The sequence below is a fragment of the Geomonas anaerohicana genome, assembly GCF_016458305.1.
Classification (GTDB): Bacteria; Desulfobacterota; Desulfuromonadia; order Geobacterales; family Geobacteraceae; genus Geomonas; species Geomonas anaerohicana.
Window position 1 is genome coordinate 1 of sequence record NZ_JAEMHL010000018.1, and the last position, 18,539, is coordinate 18,539.

Here is an 18,539-nt window from a genome sequence, read left to right on the forward strand (position 1 = left end):
AATTACGTTGAGGGAACGAGTGTCCACGATGTCCTGGCATCAAAATCTGTCCACGATGTCGTGGCACTCAACATCTATGTTCTAGGTTCTACGCTAACCCCCTGGGAATACCTGCAATTATAGGGGACTGGCTCCGCCAGGTGCCTGTCCCCCTTGGTGCTGGGGGGGCGCTGGCCGAGCTGAAAGGAGCGTTCCGCTAGAGGGACAGGCAACCTGACGGAGCCAGTCCCTTCTGCTGCGCACCTTCTCTGCAGAAAGGTCCATATTCCATATGCGTGTTGCCATCATCGCCATAACCGCCAACGGCGCCGGGCTGGGTACGACGCTCAGGCGCGGACTGCCGCAGGGCACGCTCTTCGTTCTGGAGAAGCATGCCGCGGACGAGGCGGTGCCGTTCTCGGAACGGGTGCCGACGCTCCTGGCACGGCTGTGGGCCGATTTCGACGGGTTCGTCTGCATCATGGCCACCGGCATCGTGGTCCGCTCCATTGCGCCCCTGCTGCAGGGCAAAGAGCAGGACCCGGCAGTCGTGGCGATGGACGATGCGGGGCATTTCTCCATCTCCCTCCTCTCCGGCCATCTTGGAGGCGCCAACGCTCTCGCCTCCCAATGCGCCGATCTTGCCGGCGCCACGGCGGTGATCACCACCGCGACCGACGCCAACGATCTCCCTTCCTTCGACATGCTGGCCAAGGAGAATGGCTGGCGCATCGAGGATCTGTCCCGGGTCAAGGTGCTGAACGCGCTGCTCCTGGAGGGGAAAGAGATTGCGGTTATTGACCCGACCGGAAAGGTGGCGGCGTACTGCGGCGGGAAGGGGAACCTCCTCTTTGCGGAAGATTGGGAGCACGCGTTACAAAGCGGCGCCAAGGGCGTGGTGCTGGTGACCAACAGGCTGGTGCCGGCCGGAATCGACCTGCAACGGACCCTGGTGCTGCGCCCGGTCGATCTCTGCCTCGGTATCGGCTGTAACCGCGGCACTACGGCGGACGAGATCGAGTCCGTTGTTGCCCGCCACCTGGCGCAGCTCTCCCTGTCGGAGCGGAGCATCAGGTGTCTGGCCAGCGCCCAGGCAAAGGCCGATGAAGAGGGGCTGCTGACCTACGCGGAGAAGAAGGGTTTCCCGCTGATCTTTTTCGGCAGCGATGAATTGAACGGCGTCGACGCCCCCTCACCGCCGTCGGAGCATGCCTTCGCCGCCATCGGGGCGCGCGGGGTCGCCGAACCGGCCGCGCTGCTCGCCGCTGCGGGTGGCAAGCTGCAGCTGCACAAGGTGAAGGACGGCAACGTCACCCTCGCTATTGCGCAGTTGCCGAATAAATAAAAGCACCATAGCTCCTCCAGTCCACGCTCCTCCCCCCGGAGGGGGGAGGCTGGGAGGGGGGCTGCAGTAAACAGCCGAAGTTGCACCCCCTCCCCGACCCTCCCCCTCCGGGGGCGGGAGGATGTGGGAGAAAAGGCGCGGCGGTCGATGTGCAAGCGGTAATCAAAGAGATAGAGGTTCCAGTTTAATGTCCAAGCTCTACGTTGTAGGGATCGGCCCCGGCGGGCTGAACCACATGACCATCGAGGCGCGTCAGGCGATCGAGGACGCAGATGTCATCGTCGGCTACCAGGCCTACCTCGACTTCATTCAGCCGCTTCTTGCCGGCAAGATCCTTTATTCCTCCGGCATGATGCGCGAGGTTGAGCGTTGCTCCCAAGCCCTCACCATCGCCGCGTCCGGCAAGACGGTGGCGCTCGTTTCCAGCGGCGACGCCGGGATCTACGGTATGGCCGGCCTGGCGCTGGAACTGGCCGACGAACCGGACGCGCCCGAGGGCGTCGAGGTCGTCGTTATTCCGGGTGTCTCGGCAGTGCAGGCCGCGGCGTCGGTCCTTGGCGCGCCGCTCATGCACGACTTCGCCGTCATCTCCCTCTCCGACTTGCTGACCCCGCTCGATAAGATCCGTCAACGACTGAGGGCCGCGGCCGAGGCGGATTTCGTGGTGGCACTGTACAACCCGCGCAGCAAGGGGCGCACCACGCAGATCGAGGAGGCGGCTGCCATCCTGATCGCGGCGCGCGGCCCGCAGGTACCGGTCGGCATCGTCCGCAACGCCTGCCGGGACGGCGAGGAGCGCATCGTCACAACCTTGGGCGACATGCTGAACCACCCGATCGACATGTTCTCCATCGTCATCGTCGGCAACGCCTCGACCCGGCTCTGCAAGGACGGCAGGATCGTCACCCCGCGCGGTTACGCCACCCGCGGCGAGAGCCAGAATCCCAACCGCAGGAAACGGGGCACGGGGGCGCATGCCGATGCCCCGAGCACCGATCCGCACGCCGTGATGTTCTGCGGCACCGGGTCCGACGTGGGTAAATCGGTGCTCACCGCCGGTTTCTGCCGTATCCTCAAGCGCCACGGGCTCTCGGTCGCTCCTTTCAAGTCCCAGAACATGGCGCTCAACTCGGCGGTGACCCCCGAAGGGGGCGAGATCGGGCGCGCCCAGGGCGTGCAGGCCGAGGCGTGCGGCATCCCGCCCCACACCGACATGAACCCGATCCTGTTGAAGCCCAACTCCGATACCGGCAGCCAGGTGATCGTGCAGGGCAAGGTCGTGCGCAACATGGGCGTCAAGGAGTACAACGCCTACAAGCCGGAGGCCTTCCTGAAAGTGCGGGAGAGTTTCCAGAGGCTGCGCGAGTGCTTTTCCTTCATCGTCATGGAAGGGGCCGGGAGCATCGCCGAGATCAACCTGCGCGAGCACGACATTGCTAACCTCAAGGTAGCAGCCATGGCCGGTGCACCGGTGATCCTGGTGGCGGACATCGACCGGGGCGGCGTCTTCGCGCAGATCGTCGGCACCCTCGAACTGCTCACGCCGGAAGAGAAGGCGCTGGTGCAGGGTGTCATCATCAACAAGTTCCGCGGCGACGTCTCGCTGCTCGACTCGGGCATCGAGTACGTGGAGCGGCGCACCGGCGTCCCGGTCCTGGGCGTGCTCCCCTGGTTCAAGGGGCTTGCCCTCCCGGAAGAGGACAGCGTTGCACTGCAGAAGAAGCCGGCGGCACCCAAGGGGCTGCGTTCTGCCGAGAAGTTACGCGTGGGCGTGGTGCGCCTGCCGCGCATCTCCAACTACACCGATTTCTCAGTTCTCGAGGCGGAGCCGGATGTGGACCTCTACTACATCCATTCGCCCTGGCTGGTGGAGACCATGGACCTCGTCATCATCCCGGGGACCAAGTCGACCATCGCCGATCTCGTCGCCATCAAAGAGCAGGGGATCGCCGATGCCCTGTGCCGCTACCAGGGGCCGGTGGTCGGCATCTGCGGCGGCTACCAGATGCTCGGCGCTACCGTGAACGACCCGGACCGGGTGGAGTCCGGTCTGGAAAGCACGGAGGGCTTGGGACTCCTGGACGTGGTGACCACCATGCTCAAGGAGAAGCAGACCCACCAGGCCGAAGGCGAGTTGCTGCCGGCCGGGCTGGGGGTGGCGCCGGGATGCAGTGCCGCTGTCGCCGGGTACGAGATTCACATGGGCGAAAGCGTGCTCGGCAGCGGCGCGAGCCCGTTCGCGCGGATCAGCAGCCGTTCCGGGGCGGACACCGACCTGGAAGATGGTGCCGTCTCCGCCGATGGCAGAGTGTTCGGCACCTACCTGCACGGGATCTTCGACAACCATGCTTTCCGTACCGGATTCCTGAACCGGATCAGGCGGCAGAAGGGGATCCCGGAGCGGGCGGAAGCGGCGCTTGCGCCCGACCCGTTCGATGAGCTCGCGGTGCACATGGAAAAGCACCTCGACCTGGAGCGGATCTTCCAGATCTGCGGCATCTCGCCACGGCGGGTTCCCCCTCCCCAACCCTCCCCCTCCGGGGGAGGGAGCCATGCAGCGTTGGCTGTTCAAGAGAATCGCCAGGAGCCGATCCTCCTCCCCCCGGAGGGGGGAGGTCGGGAGGGGGGCTCTGAACCCACCCTCGCATGATGATGTCCATTGACGCCAACATTGCCGTAGTGCTTGGCGCCGTGCTGCTGGACCTGGCCCTAGGGGACCCGCGTGCTTTGCCGCATCCGGTGGTCGGTATCGGCGAGTTGATATCTTCGCTGGAAAAGCCGCTGCGCCGCATGATCCCGAACGCACGCGTGGCTGGTGTGGCACTGCTGGTGATCACCGTCGGCGTCAGTTATGTGCTGGCGGCGTCGCTCATCTATGCCGCTGCCCAGCTTGCCCCGGCAGCCGGCTTTGTGGTCTCCCTCTACCTTGCCTGGGTTTCGCTGGCGGCGCGCTCGCTGCACCTGGAGTCGGCCAAGGTGGTGCGGGCGCTGCAAGATGGCGATCTTCCCGCCGCCAGGGTGGCGCTGTCGTACATCGTCGGGCGCGAGACCGCTGAGCTGGACGAGCCGGAGATCATCCGGGGCGCGGTGGAGACCGTGGCGGAAAACACCGGCGACGGCGTGATCGCCCCGCTGTTCTACCTGGTGCTGGGCGGCCCCGCGCTGGCCATCGCTTACAAGGCGGTGAACACGCTCGATTCCATGGTCGGCTACAAGAACGAGCGCTACCTGGAGTATGGCTGGGCGTCGGCACGCTTTGACGATCTGGCCAATTACCTTCCGGCGCGGCTGACCGGGCTCCTCATGGTGCTGGCGGCGCCGCTGTGCGGGTTGAACGGTGGCGGTGCCTGGCGGATTTTGCGCCGGGACGGCAGGAACCATTCCTCGCCCAACAGCGGATTTCCCGAGGCGGCGGCCGCGGGTGCGCTCGGTGTCAGGTTGGGCGGGGCGAACCGCTACTTCGGAAAGATCGTGGAGAAGCCGACCATCGGCGACCCGGTATTGCCGCTGTCCCAGGCGAGCTACGCCGGGGTGGTGCGGCTGATGTACGGCAGCGAAGCGCTGCTGGTGGCTGGTTGGCTGCTAGGAGTGGCAGTAGCAGGACGTTTTTAAAAGGGGTACGCCTGTATATGCCTCCCCCCGGAGGGGGAGGTTGGAGGGGGGGGACGCAGTCAGCGAAAGGATGTATCCCCCTCCCTGGCCCTCCCCCTCCGGGGGAGGGGACGCGAGGGACGGCGGGGCAGCCGCACTGTCGGAGGCGGAAAAGGTAACGTATGGCAATCGCACATGAACATGGCGGCAACGTCTTTGCTGTGGCCAGGAACCTCGGGCTGGCGCCGGAGCGGATCATCGATTTTTCCGCCAGCATCAATCCGCTGGGGATGGCTCCGGGGGTGCGCGAGGCGCTGACGCAGAGCCTGGACCGCCTGCTCCATTATCCGGACAAGGGGGCCACCGAGCTGAAGCAGGCGCTGGCCGGCTACCACGGCGTGGAATCTGCCGAGATCGCCGTCGCCAACGGCTCGACGGAACTGATACACCTGCTGCCGCGCACCTTCGCCGGGCGCAAGGCGCTGGTCGTGGCGCCGGCCTTTGCGGAATATGCCCTGGCCCTGGAGCGGGCGGGGTGGCAGATCGACTACTTCACCCTGTCGCCCGACGTCGATTTTGCACTCGATACGGCTGCGCTGGGGGAAAGGCTCTCTGCCGGGTACGACATGCTGTTCCTGTGCAATCCCGGCAACCCGGCCGGCAACCTCCTGCCGTTGCAGGACGTCACCCGGGTCATCGACCTGTGCCGGGAGAGCGGCACCTTCCTGGTGCTCGACGAGGCCTTCATAGATTTCTGCGAGGAGGAGTCGGCGAAGCACCTGGTACGTGGCAACCCGCGCGCGGTTCTGCTCCGCTCCATGACCAAGTTCTTCGGCATTCCTGGGCTGCGCCTGGGTTACGCCATTGCCGCTGCGGACACTATTGCGCAGATCGTCGCGCAGCAGGACCCCTGGAACGTCAATACCGCGGCCCAGGTGGCCGGCATCGCTTCGCTGGCGGATCAAGAGTACTGCCGCCGCACCAGGAGCTACATCGACCGGGAGCGTGCGAGACTTGCGGCCGCGCTCACGGAGATCCCGGGGCTGCAGGTTTTCAGCGGGCGGGCCAATTACGTGCTGGTTCGGATTCTGCGCCAGGGGATGAGCGCGAGGCAGTTGCGCGAGGCGCTGCTTGCCAAGGGGATACTGATCCGGGACTGCGGCAACTTCCAGGGGCTGGATGCCAGCTTCTTCAGGGTGGCGGTAAGGCTCGAGGAAGAGGATGATTTGCTGCTGCGGGCGGTGGCGGCGGAGTTGGGGTAGGTTTTGGGGCACGGAAAGGCAAATCCCCTCTGTCTCCCCTTTCACAAGGGGAGGACGTTGGGGGCTGGGGCGTTCGGGACGAAGCAAGAAAAAAAGGCCAACCGGATGCCCGGTTGGCCTTGTCAGTTGCGGCATTACATGCTTCTCGCTGTCCTATGAGCAATTACGAAGCATTCGAAAGTGAGTAGAAGTCCTTGCGGCACAGCCTGATACGCTTGATCTCTTCGTTGCAGACGTAACGGACTATGGCGTCGCGGTCCCGCTCGTTGATATGCATGAAACGCAGACCGGCACTGTGGATCACGCCATCGCCGCTGTCGATCTTGTCGCAGTGCATCACCTGGGCAACCACCGGCACAACTTTCGGCTCGGGCAGCGGCAGATGGAAGGTGGCATAGACGATGTCGTCCCGCGTCATCTCCATCTCGGTCTCGGTACGTAACCCGCCGCCGCTGATGTTGACGATCCTGGGCAGGCTGCTCTGCGACGCTACCCGCAATCCCGCGGTGCCGCTTTCCTCGGCGGTCCCCGCGGTCACATTGAACAGGATGACGGGGATGTCGGTGCTGAGGCGGAAATATTCCCTCTGGTCCTCGGGCATCACGCGGTCGGTGAAGGCGACCCGCAGATCTTCCTCACCCTGGTCGTCCAGCACTACCCCTTTACATCGATAGCTGTTGCCGCCAACGCCGACCCGGACCACCAGCGGCGCTTCGGGCCGCAGTAGAACCCCCTCGGGGAGTTTCTCGCGGGAGAGCCTCAGGCGGACTTCGGCGTCGTTTATCTCGGTGACTATCGCGCCGTCATTGAAAACCGTATCCCCCGACAATGCCACTTCGACCCGGGCTTTTTGGCCAGGCTGGAAGTAGTCCTTATAGTTGTAGGTTCCGTTTTGCATGTGACGCCGCCCACCAAATGAAATAACCGCATAGCAACAGCCGTTTACGGATGCAATACAGACGCCAAGGATGCCCCGGACAACGGTGGGGCGTCCAACTTGCTGATCTGACGAGGTTGCCCCCTTCAGGTCTTTTAATCATGACACGGTTGCTCCGTCAAAGACCGGAATGAGTTGTGCCATATCACCGGAAGCGCTGGAATCTTAACGCAAAGCGTCTTTTAATTACAATATTTTTCTTGACAAGAAGACCATGCTGGCTATCCTAAAACGAAATCATTTCTATTTAGAGGCGGGTATGGACCAGCGTCACGCATCGGCCTTGAAGGCCGCCGGCATGAAGGCGACGCCGAAGAGGCTGGCGATCCTCGAGATGCTCGAGGCGGAGCCGGGATACGCAAGCCCGGAGGAACTGTGGAAGAGGTTGAAGGATCGTTTCGACCGGCTGGGCCTTCCCACGGTGTACCGTAACCTCGAGGAACTCTCTGCGAGCGGCGTCCTTTCCAAGGTGATCCACCCTAATCGCCAGCTTTACTACTATTTCTGCAGCAACCGCGAGCACCATCACCACTTCGTCTGCCTTTCATGCCGCAAGGTCGAGGATATCCCGGCTTGCGGCATCGAAGCGTTGGAGCAGGAAGTGTCCAAGCGTAACGGCGGGAAGGTGCTCTCGCACATCCTGCAGTTGAACGGACTGTGCGGCGGCTGCGCCGACAACGGGGAAAAACAATGAAATTGCTGATGAGCTTTCTTCTGGCGCTGCTCCTGGTGGTGCCGGGATGCAGCAGTGAGAAGAAGCAAACGGACGGCAAAATCCAGGTGGTGACCACCCTGTTCCCGCTCTACGACTTCGCAAGGACCATCGGGGGGAACCGGGCCACGGTGACCCTGCTGCTCCCGCCCGGCGTCGAGCCGCATTCCTTCGAGCCGCGCCCGGAGGACGTGGTCCGGGTGAACCGTGCCGACCTCTTCATCTATACCAATGCGGCCATGGAGCCGTGGGCGGCCAACATCATCTCCGGCCTGGACCGCGGCAAGGTCGAGGTGGTCGAGGGGGGAAAGGGAATCCCGCTGATGCAGGGGCCGGTGTCGGACCAGCACCGCTGCGAGCATGACGCCCACGAAGGGAAGGGTGTGGATCCCCACATCTGGCTCGACTTCGACAACGCCCGTACCATCGCCAGGAACATACTGGCCGCCTACGTCGCGCGCGATCCTGCCAACAAGGCTTTCTATCAGCAGAACGCCGCCAAGCTGGACGGCCAGTTGGCAGCCCTGGATCAGCAATATAAGGAGACCCTGGCCCAGTGCCCGAAGAAGGTGCTGCTGCATGGGGGGCACTACGCTTTCGGCTATCTCGCCCGGCGCTATGGACTGAAATACATCTCCGCTTCGGCGGTGAACGCCGATGCCGAGCCCACCCCGGCGAAGCTGGCCGAACTGGTGCAGGTGATGCGCCGCGAGCACCTGAACTACGTCTATACCGAGGAGCTGCTGAGCCCCCGGATCGCCGAGACCATCGCCCGCGAGACCGGCGCCAAGGTGCTCATGCTGCGCGCCGGGCACAACGTGACCAAGGACGACCTGCAGCGCGGCGTCACCTTCATCTCCCTCATGGAAGAAAATCTCCGCAACCTGAAGACGGGACTGCAATGAACGAAAAAGCTCTCAGCGTGCGCAACCTCTGCGCCGGCTACCACGGCAGCGAGGTGCTGCAGGACATCAGCTTCAGCGTTAACGCCGGTGACTACGTCGGGATCTGCGGCCCCAACGGGTCGGGCAAGAGCACCATGATCAAGATCATCCTGCAACTGCTGGCACCCACCTCAGGAGAGGTCTCGGTTTTGGGGACGCCGCAGGCCTCCTTCCGCGACTGGCACCGGATCGGCTACCTGCCGCAGGGGCTGCAGTTCTTCAACCCGCACTTCCCGGCCACCGTGGACGAGGTTATCCGCCTGGGGCGGCTCTCCGCCAAGAAATTCCCGCGCCGTTTCAACCGCGACGACGCCTGGGCCGTGGACCGGACCATGGAGTGGATGGGGATCTCCCACATCAGGGGTGCGATGATCGGGGAGCTCTCCGGTGGGCTGAGGCAGCGGGTGCTGCTGGCCCGGGCGCTGGTGAACGACCCGGCGCTGCTGGTCATGGACGAGCCGACCACGGCGCTCGACCCGGAGACCAGGGAGAGTTTCTACAAGCTCATCTTCGAGATGAACCGGGAGAAGCAGTGCACCGTGCTCCTGGTCACCCACGACACGGCCACCATAGGCAAGTACGCCTCGCACCTTTTGTACCTGGACAAAAAGGTGGTCTTCTACGGCAGTTTTGACGATTTCTGCAACTCCAGCGAGATGACCGGGTTCTTCGGTGAGCACGGGCAGCACCTGGTTTGCCATAGGCATTAGAGGTTTTGAAATGAATCTGAACGAGATGCTCAGCTACGGCTTTATGCAGAGGGCGCTTGTCGGCGGGTCGCTGATCGCGATCCTCTGCTCTGTGCTCGGGGTGTTCCTCGTGCTGCGCAGGCTTTCGCTGATCGGCGACGGCCTGGCCCACGTCACCTTCGGCAGCGTGGCGCTGGCACTTTTCTTCCGGCTGCACTCGGTCTACATGACCCTCTCCATCATCCCGGTGGTGCTGGCGTCAGCCCTGGGCATCCTGAAGCTGGCCCAGAAGGCACGGATCTACGGTGACGCCGCCATCGGCATGGTCTCCGCCATCGGCATCGCGACCGGCGTGCTGCTCGCCAGCGTTGCCGGCGGCTTCAACGTCGACCTTTTCAGCTACCTCTTCGGCAACATCCTCTCCATCAGTTCCAGCGAGCTGTGTATCGCGGCCGCGCTGTTTGTCATCGTCATCGCCGGCGTGATCATGTTCTACAACGAACTCTTCGCCAGCACCTTCGACGAGGAACTCGCCAAGAGCTCAGGCCTCAACACGGACCGCATCAACACGGTGCTCGTGCTCTTGACCGCCCTCACCGTGGTGCTTGCCATGAAGGTGGTGGGCATCATGCTGATCTCGGCGCTCCTCATCCTCCCGGCCGTCTCGGCCCTGCAGATCGCCAAGGGCTTCAAGACCGCCATCGTATCGGCGGCGGGAATCGGGGTGGCCACCGTCATCTGCGGTATTTCCCTCTCGTTCGTCATGAACCTCCCCACCGGTGCCACCATCGTGCTGATCAACTTCATCGTTTTTCTCTGCGCCTTTGCCGCCCGCACCTTGCTGCGGCACCCCTGAAGCTGCGCCACTTTTTTTACCTGCCCGATTAACTTTCCGGGAGCACCGCCGATAAGGACAATGGCGGATTTTTCCGCCATTACCTGACGAGGCGGCGGGATGATAGAGGCAAAGGGATGGGTAACTGCGCAGGTCGGCGAGAGGTTCGCCGGCCATAACCGGGTGCTGGGGGTGATCGCGTCACTCCTGGTCGGGCTGGTGTTGCTCGACATCTACCTGGTCCCCCTGCCGCATCCCGGCGCCACGTGGGTGGCCATTGCTTCGCTTGTCCTTGTGATCTCCCTGCTCTTCACGCGACGCCTGCTCCCCAACGGCCAACTGAAGGCCTCGCTGGAGTTGGTGCTGCTGCTGGTCTACCTGCTCGCCGTCTGCTGGTTCACCGGCAGGACCGACAGCCCCTTCATCTCTGCCATTTACCTGGTGCTGATGGCGACCTCGCTCACGCTGGGAAGGCGCATCACCTACCTCATGGCCGGGCTCGCGGTTGCCTCCTATTCCCTCTTGGCTGCCGGTGAGTCCCCGCCGCTTTGGAGCCAGGTGCCGGGTTACCTGATCCGCGTTTTCCCCTTCATCCTGATCGCCCATGTCGGCGCCATCCTGGCCGGCGAGACCGAGGCCGCCCACGCCGAAGTCGAGCGCCTGTCGCTTACCGACGACCTCACCGAACTGAACAACATGCGCAGTTTTGAGGCGCTTGCCCTGCAGCAGGAACGGGTTTCACGCCGTTACCGGACCCCCTTCGCCATCTGTATGCTGGACGCCGACAACCTGAAGCAGATCAACGACCGCTACGGCCATCTGGCCGGGACGGAGCTGATCAAGTGGACCGCACGGGTGATCCGCTCCAACATCCGGGAGAGCGACATCGCGGCCCGCTTCGGCGGGGACGAGTTCATCATCCTCTATGCCGACCACGACAAGGAGCAGATCCTCCCCGCGGTGGAGCGCATCGTCCGTGCCATGAACTCCTGCCCTTTCAGCTACGAAGGCGACATGATCGACTGCACCCTGTCGGCAGGGATCGCCTCTTTCCCTTGGGACGGCGACGACCTGAAGAGCGTGGTGAAGCAGGCGGACCTGGCCATGTACCGCAGCAAGCGGCTGGGCAAGAACCGGGTGTCACTGGCGGAATCGGAGCGGGAGCAGGCGGGGGAGCGGGAGCAACTACAGGTACGGGGAGAACAGCTTCGCGGCCGCGTCCCGAAGCTTGACGGGAAGCGAGCGGGCGTCCACCTCGGCGAGGGTGATCTCACGAGATAGCGCCAGCGTGGCTTGGCAGCGGTCCTCGAGTTGGGCGGCAAAGTTGAGGTCGTAGACCTCGAGGTTGAATTCGAAGTTGAGCCTGAGGCTTCTGGGGTCGAGGTTGGCGCTGCCGATCAGGCTCCAGCTACGGTCCACCACCATGAACTTGCTGTGCACGAAGGGGGCTGGCTGGGCGTAGATGCACACACCCTGCTGCAAAAGCTCCCACAGGTAGGAGTTGCTGGCCCACTGCACGTATGGGAGGTTGTTGACTTCCGGGAGCACCAGGGTGATCTCCACGCCGCGCAGTGCGGCGGTGATCAGGGCCGAGATGAGCGGCCGGTCCGGGATGAAGTAGGGGGTTACGATGGTGACCGTGCGCCTGGCGCAGGAGAGCGCCCCCAGGATGATCCAGTTCAGCTTCCTGAAGTCCTTGTCGGGGCCGTCGCTGACCGCCCGCACCAGGGCCGTCCCCGCCTCGGAGAGCGGGGGGAAGTAGCGCGCGTCGGTGAGCTGTTTTCCCTTGGCGAAGTGCCAGTCTTCCAGGAAGGTGCGCTGCAGGTCGGCGACCACCGGGCCGGTAACCTGGAAGTGCAGGTCTTTCACCACCGGCGGCGGGCCGTTGACCATGTGCCTGCTGCCGATGTTCATCCCCCCGGTAAAGCCGGTCATCCCGTCCACCACCATGATCTTGCGGTGGTTGCGCAGGTTCATGTATCCCCCCGGCCGCAGGGGGAGAAACCGCATGAACTCCACTTTGGAACCCTTCAGCAGTTCCCACGCCGTGGGCACCGAGTACTTTTCCCCCAGGCTGTCCACGATGACCCGCACCTCCACCCCCCGGTTCGCCGCCCGCGTCAGCGCCCTGATGAAGCGTTTCCCGGTCTCGTCGCCATCGAAGATGTAGGTGGAAAGGTGCACCGAGGACTGTGCCGCGTCGATGGCGGCGAGCATGGCGGGATAGGCCTCCTCGCCGTTTTCCAGGGGGACCAGGTGGTTGCCGGGCAGGAGCTGCGTGCTCACCACGCGTTCGGAAAGGTTGCGCAATTCCCTGAGGTAGGAAAGTTCTCCCGGGAGTTTGGTGGGGGGAAGGTCGGCCGGCGGCTGGGGCAGGACCGGGGCGGGGCCGGCTTCCCGGTGCCAGCGCTTGGCGCGGCTGTAGATCCGGTTCACCCCCATGCCCCAGTAGAAGAGCGGGCCGAAAAACGGGATGGCGAGGCAGGTGAGGATCCACCCCAGTGCCGACCGGGGATCGCGCTTGTTGATCAGCGCGTGACCTGCGGAAAGGATGGCCAGCGAGGTCAGGGAGACCAAAAGAAGTGTGGTGAAGATGTGGTCCAGCACGTGTGCCATAAGGATTGAGCCTGTCGTCAACAACGCATCCGGCACAAGGCCGTCATATCAATTAAAAAGAGGGCGGCATGGCTGCCGCCCCCCGGTGGAAATTGGCAACCCGGTGGTGCGGAGATCAAAGCAGCGTGAAGGGCTGGGCTCGCTTGGTCCAGTCGCTGTCCGGGTACTCCTTGGAGAGCTGCTGGTAGATGTCCTTCAGGGCCGCGGGGTCGTGGCTCGAGCTGAAGCGGGCCACGCCGCGCAGGTACACCGCCTCGGGCGCCGCCGCGCATTTCGGGCAGCCGTTCAACAGGGTGGTTAACTGGATCACCGCCTCGTTGAACTGGCCGTTGTCCAGGCTCGCCTTGGCCATCCCCAAGAGCACCGATCCGACGATCTCGTCGGGAGGGAGGTAGCCGACCGTGCGCTGGTGCTCGCGCCCGTACAGGTCGAGGGTGATCAGGGTCGGGGTCCAGGAGATGCGGAAGTCGCCGGTCTGGGTGGTGGAGGAAACGGGAACCCTGACTGGAATCACCCGGTCCGAAAGGAAGTTGACCACAGCCTCATCGGCGAAGGTGACCTCTTCCATCTGCTTGCATCCGATACATTGCGGGCTGAAGAATTCGAGCAGAACGGTCTTCTGTTCAGCCTTCGCCCGAGCCAGCGCTTTTCCCATGTCCGCTTCCCAAGGTATCATGGTTAAACCCTCCTCCCGGTTATCATTAAACCCACGCTAAAGGGTAGCCTTTGGATTTCATGTGTCAAGTCCCCTAACCGCTTGCAGTTTTGGGCGAAATGCATATAATGAATCCGGCCCAGCCCAGACACTCACGCCTGAAAGGAAGTATTTTGTCCAGCAAAAACCCGCGCCGCGCCGCCTTCGATATCCTGCTTCGCATCGAAAAAGAGAAGTCCTTCGCAGACATCCTGATAGACCACGAACTGTCCAAGGACATGATCAAGGGGGCCGATCGCGGCCTGCTCACCGAACTGGTGTACGGCGTGCTGCGCCGCCAGGGGACCCTGGACCACATCATCGGGCAGTTTTCCAAGCAGCGCACCGACAAGCTCGAGCTGTACGTGCTGCTCCTGTTGCGCCTGGGGCTGTACCAGTGCTTCTTCCTGGACCGCGTGCCGGTTTCCGCCGCGGTGAACGAGACGGTGAAGCTCGCCAAGGAGCTCGCGCCGCGTGCTTCCGGCTTCATCAACGCCATCCTGAGAAACGCCGACCGCAACCGCGACAACATCAGTTACCCGGACCGGGCCGAGAACCCGGTGGGCTACCTGGCGGTGCGCTACTCTCACCCCGCCTGGCTCACCAGGCAGTGGTGCGACCAGTTGGGTGTGGACGGGGCCGAGGAACTCGCTGCCGCCATGTCCGAGCCGCCGCCGTTCACCATCCGGGTCAACACCCTGCGCACCTCGCGCGAGGCGCTCATGGCGCGCCTGGCCGAGGAGGGGATCAACTGCGGCGAGACCCGCTGGTCTCCGGACGGCATCCGGCTGAACCAGTCCGGGCTCATCTCGCGGCTCCCTTCCTTCCGGGACGGGCTCTTCACCGTGCAGGACGAGTCCTCGCAACTGGCACCCCTGTTCCTGGCGCCGGAAAAGGGTGACCGGGTGCTGGACGCCTGCGCGGCCCCGGGCGGGAAGACAACCCAGATCGCCCAGCTCATGGGGGACTCCGGCGAGATCTACGCCTGCGACGTCAACCATAAGAAGCTCAGGCTGATCAAGGAGACCTGCGACCGGCTCGGCATCACCTCGGTGCGCACCTTCACCATGGACGCCACCACGCCGTCGCCGGCCATCAAGGAGGTCACCTTCCAGAGGATCCTGGTGGACGCCCCCTGCTCGGGGCTGGGCGTGATCCGGCGCAACCCGGAAGGGAAGTGGAGCAAGTCCCCCGACGACCTGCTGCAGCAGGCGCGCACCCAGGTAACCATCCTGGAGAACCTCTGCCGCTACCTGGAGAAAAACGGGACCCTCCTTTACGCCACCTGTTCCACCAGCGTCCAGGAGAATGAGTACGTCATCGACACCTTCCTGCGCGAGCATCCCGAATTCGTCGCCGAGGACCTGCGCACGCTCTTCCCCGAGTTTGCGCCGCTCTTTACCGAGCGCGGCTTCTTCAGGACCTGGCCGCACCGCGACGGCATGGACGGCTTCTTTGCCGCCCGTCTCAAGAAAATCAAGTAGGAGAACCTATGAAAAAGATTGCACCTTCCATACTTTCCGCCGATTTCGCCCGCCTGGGCGAGGAGATCAAGGCCATTGAGACCGCGGGCGCCGACTACGTCCACATCGACGTAATGGACGGCCAGTTCGTCCCCAACATCACCATCGGCCCGCTCATCGTCGAGGCCGCGCGCCGGGTGACCACGCTGCCGCTTGACGTGCACCTGATGATCGTGGACCCGGACCGCTACATCCCGGATTTCGCCAAGGCGGGGAGCGACATCATCGTGGTTCATGCCGAGGCGACCAACCACCTGCATCGCACCATCCAGTTGATCAAGTCCTTCGGCAAGAAGGCTGGCGTCTCGCTCAACCCGGCCACCCCCTTGAACGTGCTCGACTACGTCATGGAGGAACTGGACCTGATTCTCTTGATGACCGTGAACCCCGGGTTTGGCGGCCAGTCCTTCATCGAGGCCTGCATCCCGAAGATCCAGGCGCTCCGCGCCACCATGGACCGCAGGGGCGTGGAGGCGGAGCTCGAGGTGGACGGCGGCGTCAAGACGGACAACATCGCCCGCATCGCCCACGCCGGCGCCGACGTCTTCGTGGCCGGCAGCGCCGTCTTCAACTCGCCCGACTACGCGGCCACCATCGCCGAGCTGAAGCGGCGGGCCAAGGAGCCGGTGCTCTGATAGCCGAAAACGGGCAGGAACGGCCGGGGTCGCCGGCCGCGATCAGGGAGAGGTTGAAGACCTCTCTCGCGGCGCGCCGGCGCGTTGCCATGGAGGCGGGGCCGGTCCCCGCCGCCGTCCTGCTCCCCCTGTTCATGAAGAACGGGGAGTACCACATCCTCTTCACCAAGCGCACCACCCACCTCACCCACCACAGCGGCGAGATCTCCTTCCCCGGCGGGCGCTGCGAGCCAAGCGACCGCGACAGCGCCGACACCGCCACCCGTGAGGCCTGGGAGGAGGTCGGCATCGACCCCGCCGACGTCGAGATCCTCGGTGAGCTGGACGACTGCCACTCCATCCACAACTACCTGGTCACCCCCGTAGTCGGCATCTTTCCGGAAAACTACGTCCTCACCGTCAACGACGCCGAGATCGAACGGCTCATCGAGGTGCCGCTGTCGCACTTCTCCGAGCCCGGCGTGTACCGGGTCGAGTACTGGGACCACAAGGGGATCAAGAATTACCCTATGTACTTCTACCTCTACGGCGACGACGAGATCTGGGGGCTGACCGCCCGCATCCTGAAGAACTTCCTGGACGTGTTGTGGGGGGTGGAGCAGGCGGGGGAGGAGTCGGAGCAGTTCTAGCGGGGCTCTTCAGCAGGATGCAAAGGGGACAGATACAAAGGGGACAGGCACCTTGCGGAGCCAGTCCCCTTTCGGTTTTAACGGGCTTTGGTCAGTAGGATCCGCTTCAGGTCGATGGCGAGGCGCCTCTGCTCCTTCTGCAGCACGAAACCCCGCTTGAGTACCCCTGCCTCTATTCCTTTCATGTGCAGCGCCCCCCACGGGACCACCGCGGTGTCGTAGCGCTTGAGCGCCTGGTCCAGGTAGCCCAGCAGCACCTCGTTGCGGCGGGTCAGGATGTCATCCATTATCACCTCCTGCATTTCCGGGGTGACGTTCCGCTCCGCCCAGCGGTTCAGGTTGAGTGCCGCCTCCATGAAGGACGGACTCTTCTGCAGCTCCTTGCCTACTTGGTCCAGGAAACGCAGCGTCTCGGGACGGAAGGTGCTCAGATCGGTATCCGCCACCAGGATGTCCGGCTGGTTCCCGGCCACCGGCTTGGGCGGCGCCTGAAGCCCCTTCTCGTCGATCACCTTCCCGTTAAAGAGCATCTTTTCCTGCGAGGCAAGCCCGAGAAAGCTCGCTATGCCGCGGTAATCGAAGTGGTGCTGCAGCGCCCCTTTCTTGTCGGTCACCCCTTCCGCCAGCACCACGGTCCGCCCCTGGGCCGGGGCCCCCGCTACGTCCTGGTAATATCCCTTCTCCCCGACATGCACCATCCCCGTCAGCCGCAGCGTCTGGTTGCCGCGTCGGTACACCCGCTCGGTCAGGTAGAGCCCGCGCGGCGTCACCCTGATGAAGCCGGCCGTGTTGCCCAACGCCCAGGCGTCGGCCAGGAACAGGGTCAGCGTCGCCAGCATTACGGGAAGAAGTACCAGGTTCACACCGGTGAAGACCAGCGTGTTCCTGGCCTCGAAGAAGGGTCCCTCAAAGCGCCAGTCCGGCAGCGTCAGCCCCGGGTCCTTGGCGTCGCGGTAGCGCGCGATCATGAGCGGCGGGACGCACAGTTGTATGAGCGACATGGCGACTGCGTAAAGCTTGGACCCAGCCAACACCGGGAACATCCAGGCCGCCAGCGGACAGGCGAACAGGAAGGCGATCAACGGGATGAAGAGCTTCTTGGGGAGGCGCCGATCGATCCCCAGGCAGAGGTAGAGGGGGATGGCGAGGAGCAGCACCGAGTTGGCCACCTGAATCCTGAACAGGGTGAGCGGCGCTACCGGGGCCACCAGCGAGGAGAGTTCGTCCAAGACGGAGAGGAAGCCGTCGGCGAAGAAAAGGATCAGGAAGACGTTGGCGAATTTTTTCATGATGGTCCGTAGTCAGGGGGTGGCGAGGCAGCAGGCCCGGCCCAGCGGGCAGCCCTCGCAGGAAGGTTTCTTGCGGCAGTGGCGCTTGCACTGCTCGACGATCAGTGCGTGGTACTCGTTGAACAGCGGGACCTCGCCCGGGAGGTGCTCCATGAACAGCGAGCGCACCCGGTGGTAGTCATCCTTCTCGCCGACGAGCCCCAGCCGGGAAAACAGGCGCCGGGTGTAGGCGTCCACCACGAAGGACGGTTTCTCGCCGGCATAGAGGAGAATGGAGTCGCAGGTCTCCGGGCCGATGCCGGGGACCGCAATCAGCTCTGCGCGCAGTTCCTGCCAGTCGCCGATGAACATCGCATCCAGGCTGCCGTGCCGCTCGAAGAGCCACTGCACGAACCCTTTCAGCCGCACGCTCTTCACGTTGAAAAAGCCGGAGGGGCGGATCGCGTGGGCGAGCCGCTCCTGGTGTACCTCCCGGATTGCCTCCGCCGAGAGGAGCCCCTCCCGTTTCAGGTTGGCGATTGCTTTCTCCACGTTGAGCCAGTTGGTGTTCTGGGTAAGGATAGCGCCGACGCAGACCTCGAAGGGGGTGTCAGCGGGCCACCAGTTAAGGGCGCCGTAGCGACGGTAGAGCGCGTCGTAGATTTCGAGGAGGCGGGTCGAGGTGTCGTTTGCTGCCAATCTCTCTTCTCCGGGCCGGGTAGTGCCGCCGGCGGGGAGCCCCCAGCCGGTGGCCGATTTGGCTACGGTAGCAGCATAGGACCCTCCGTGTCCAGAGGATCGTGGTTAGATTCGGAGGGGAACCGGGGGGTACGTTCGCAAAAAGTTGCCCCCTCCCTGGACGGGAGGGGGCAGGGGGGCG

Annotated in this window: 17 protein-coding genes; 12 read left to right on the forward strand and 5 right to left on the reverse strand. The window is 63.8% G+C overall.

Going from position 1 to position 18,539, the window contains the following annotated elements:
* Positions 1 to 271 precede the first annotated feature (271 nt).
* The 4 genes from JFN91_RS20230 (at position 272) to cobD (ending at position 6,177) form a co-directional block, all read left to right on the forward strand.
* The gene (locus JFN91_RS20230; RefSeq protein ID WP_199390960.1) at positions 272 to 1,324 is read left to right on the forward strand and encodes a cobalt-precorrin 5A hydrolase; all 1,053 of its coding nucleotides are present in this window, start codon (positions 272 to 274) and stop codon (positions 1,322 to 1,324) included.
* A gap of 187 nt (positions 1,325 to 1,511) precedes the next feature.
* Positions 1,512 to 3,974 carry a cobyric acid synthase gene (locus JFN91_RS20235; RefSeq protein WP_199390961.1) on the forward strand — a complete coding sequence of 821 codons (2,463 nt, stop codon included), beginning with the start codon at positions 1,512 to 1,514 and terminating at the stop codon, positions 3,972 to 3,974.
* Positions 3,974 to 4,936 carry an adenosylcobinamide-phosphate synthase CbiB gene (gene cbiB, locus JFN91_RS20240; RefSeq protein ID WP_199390998.1) on the forward strand — a complete coding sequence of 321 codons (963 nt, stop codon included), beginning with the start codon at positions 3,974 to 3,976 and terminating at the stop codon, positions 4,934 to 4,936. Before JFN91_RS20235 ends, cbiB begins: the two co-directional genes overlap by 1 nt.
* Before the next feature lie 161 nt (positions 4,937 to 5,097).
* Positions 5,098 to 6,177 carry a threonine-phosphate decarboxylase CobD gene (gene cobD / locus JFN91_RS20245; protein ID WP_199390962.1) on the forward strand — a complete coding sequence of 360 codons (1,080 nt, stop codon included), beginning with the start codon at positions 5,098 to 5,100 and terminating at the stop codon, positions 6,175 to 6,177.
* A gap of 163 nt (positions 6,178 to 6,340) precedes the next feature.
* On the opposite strand, the gene JFN91_RS20250 is transcribed toward cobD, so the two are convergent.
* A complete protein-coding gene (locus tag JFN91_RS20250) occupies positions 6,341 to 7,075 on the reverse strand; it encodes a PilZ-like domain-containing protein (RefSeq protein ID WP_199390963.1) in 735 nt (244 codons plus the stop codon).
* A gap of 298 nt (positions 7,076 to 7,373) precedes the next feature.
* On the opposite strand from JFN91_RS20250, the gene JFN91_RS20255 reads away from it, so the two are divergent.
* From JFN91_RS20255 to JFN91_RS20275, 5 genes are all read left to right on the forward strand, one after another.
* Complete coding sequence (locus JFN91_RS20255; protein WP_199390964.1) at positions 7,374 to 7,808, forward strand: Fur family transcriptional regulator; 435 nt, start codon at positions 7,374 to 7,376, stop codon at positions 7,806 to 7,808.
* The gene (locus JFN91_RS20260; RefSeq protein WP_199390965.1) at positions 7,805 to 8,731 is read left to right on the forward strand and encodes a metal ABC transporter substrate-binding protein; all 927 of its coding nucleotides are present in this window, start codon (positions 7,805 to 7,807) and stop codon (positions 8,729 to 8,731) included. The genes JFN91_RS20255 and JFN91_RS20260 overlap by 4 nt, the downstream gene beginning before the upstream one ends.
* A complete protein-coding gene (locus JFN91_RS20265) occupies positions 8,728 to 9,480 on the forward strand; it encodes a metal ABC transporter ATP-binding protein (RefSeq protein WP_199390966.1) in 753 nt (250 codons plus the stop codon). Before JFN91_RS20260 ends, JFN91_RS20265 begins: the two co-directional genes overlap by 4 nt.
* A 10-nt stretch (positions 9,481 to 9,490) precedes the next feature.
* Positions 9,491 to 10,315, forward strand: a complete 825-nt coding sequence (locus JFN91_RS20270; RefSeq protein WP_199390967.1) for a metal ABC transporter permease — start codon at positions 9,491 to 9,493, stop codon at positions 10,313 to 10,315.
* 99 nt (positions 10,316 to 10,414) lie between these two features.
* Positions 10,415 to 11,575, forward strand: coding sequence for a GGDEF domain-containing protein (locus JFN91_RS20275; protein WP_199390968.1), 1,161 nt, complete (start codon positions 10,415 to 10,417; stop codon positions 11,573 to 11,575).
* Here JFN91_RS20275 and cls read toward each other — a convergent pair.
* A complete protein-coding gene (gene cls / locus JFN91_RS20280; protein WP_199390969.1) occupies positions 11,480 to 12,910 on the reverse strand; it encodes a cardiolipin synthase in 1,431 nt (476 codons plus the stop codon). The genes JFN91_RS20275 and cls overlap by 96 nt on opposite strands.
* Before the next feature lie 115 nt (positions 12,911 to 13,025).
* Entirely contained in the window at positions 13,026 to 13,586 is a 561-nt protein-coding gene (locus JFN91_RS20285; RefSeq protein WP_199390970.1) for a thioredoxin fold domain-containing protein, read from the reverse strand.
* A gap of 152 nt (positions 13,587 to 13,738) precedes the next feature.
* Here JFN91_RS20285 and rsmB point away from each other — a divergent pair, with 152 nt between their 5' ends.
* Genes rsmB through JFN91_RS20300 form a run of 3 tightly spaced genes read left to right on the forward strand, consistent with a single transcriptional unit; the run spans position 13,739 to position 16,391 of the window.
* Entirely contained in the window at positions 13,739 to 15,088 is a 1,350-nt protein-coding gene (rsmB, locus tag JFN91_RS20290) for a 16S rRNA (cytosine(967)-C(5))-methyltransferase RsmB (RefSeq protein WP_199390971.1), read from the forward strand.
* Between the two features lie 8 nt (positions 15,089 to 15,096).
* Positions 15,097 to 15,762: a ribulose-phosphate 3-epimerase gene (rpe, locus tag JFN91_RS20295; protein ID WP_199390972.1), complete on the forward strand. Its 666-nt coding sequence runs from the start codon at positions 15,097 to 15,099 to the stop codon at positions 15,760 to 15,762.
* Positions 15,763 to 15,815: 53 nt separating this feature from the next.
* Positions 15,816 to 16,391: an NUDIX hydrolase gene (locus JFN91_RS20300; RefSeq protein ID WP_236015285.1), complete on the forward strand. Its 576-nt coding sequence runs from the start codon at positions 15,816 to 15,818 to the stop codon at positions 16,389 to 16,391.
* Between the two features lie 77 nt (positions 16,392 to 16,468).
* On the opposite strand, the gene JFN91_RS20305 is transcribed toward JFN91_RS20300, so the two are convergent.
* Both JFN91_RS20305 and JFN91_RS20310 read right to left on the reverse strand, forming a co-directional pair.
* Positions 16,469 to 17,680 (reverse strand): hypothetical protein, encoded by a 1,212-nt coding sequence (locus JFN91_RS20305; protein WP_199390973.1) that lies wholly within the window; start codon positions 17,678 to 17,680, stop codon positions 16,469 to 16,471.
* 12 nt (positions 17,681 to 17,692) lie between these two features.
* The gene (locus JFN91_RS20310) at positions 17,693 to 18,358 is read right to left on the reverse strand and encodes an endonuclease III domain-containing protein (RefSeq protein WP_199390974.1); all 666 of its coding nucleotides are present in this window, start codon (positions 18,356 to 18,358) and stop codon (positions 17,693 to 17,695) included.
* Between the last annotated feature and the right edge of the window lie 181 nt (positions 18,359 to 18,539).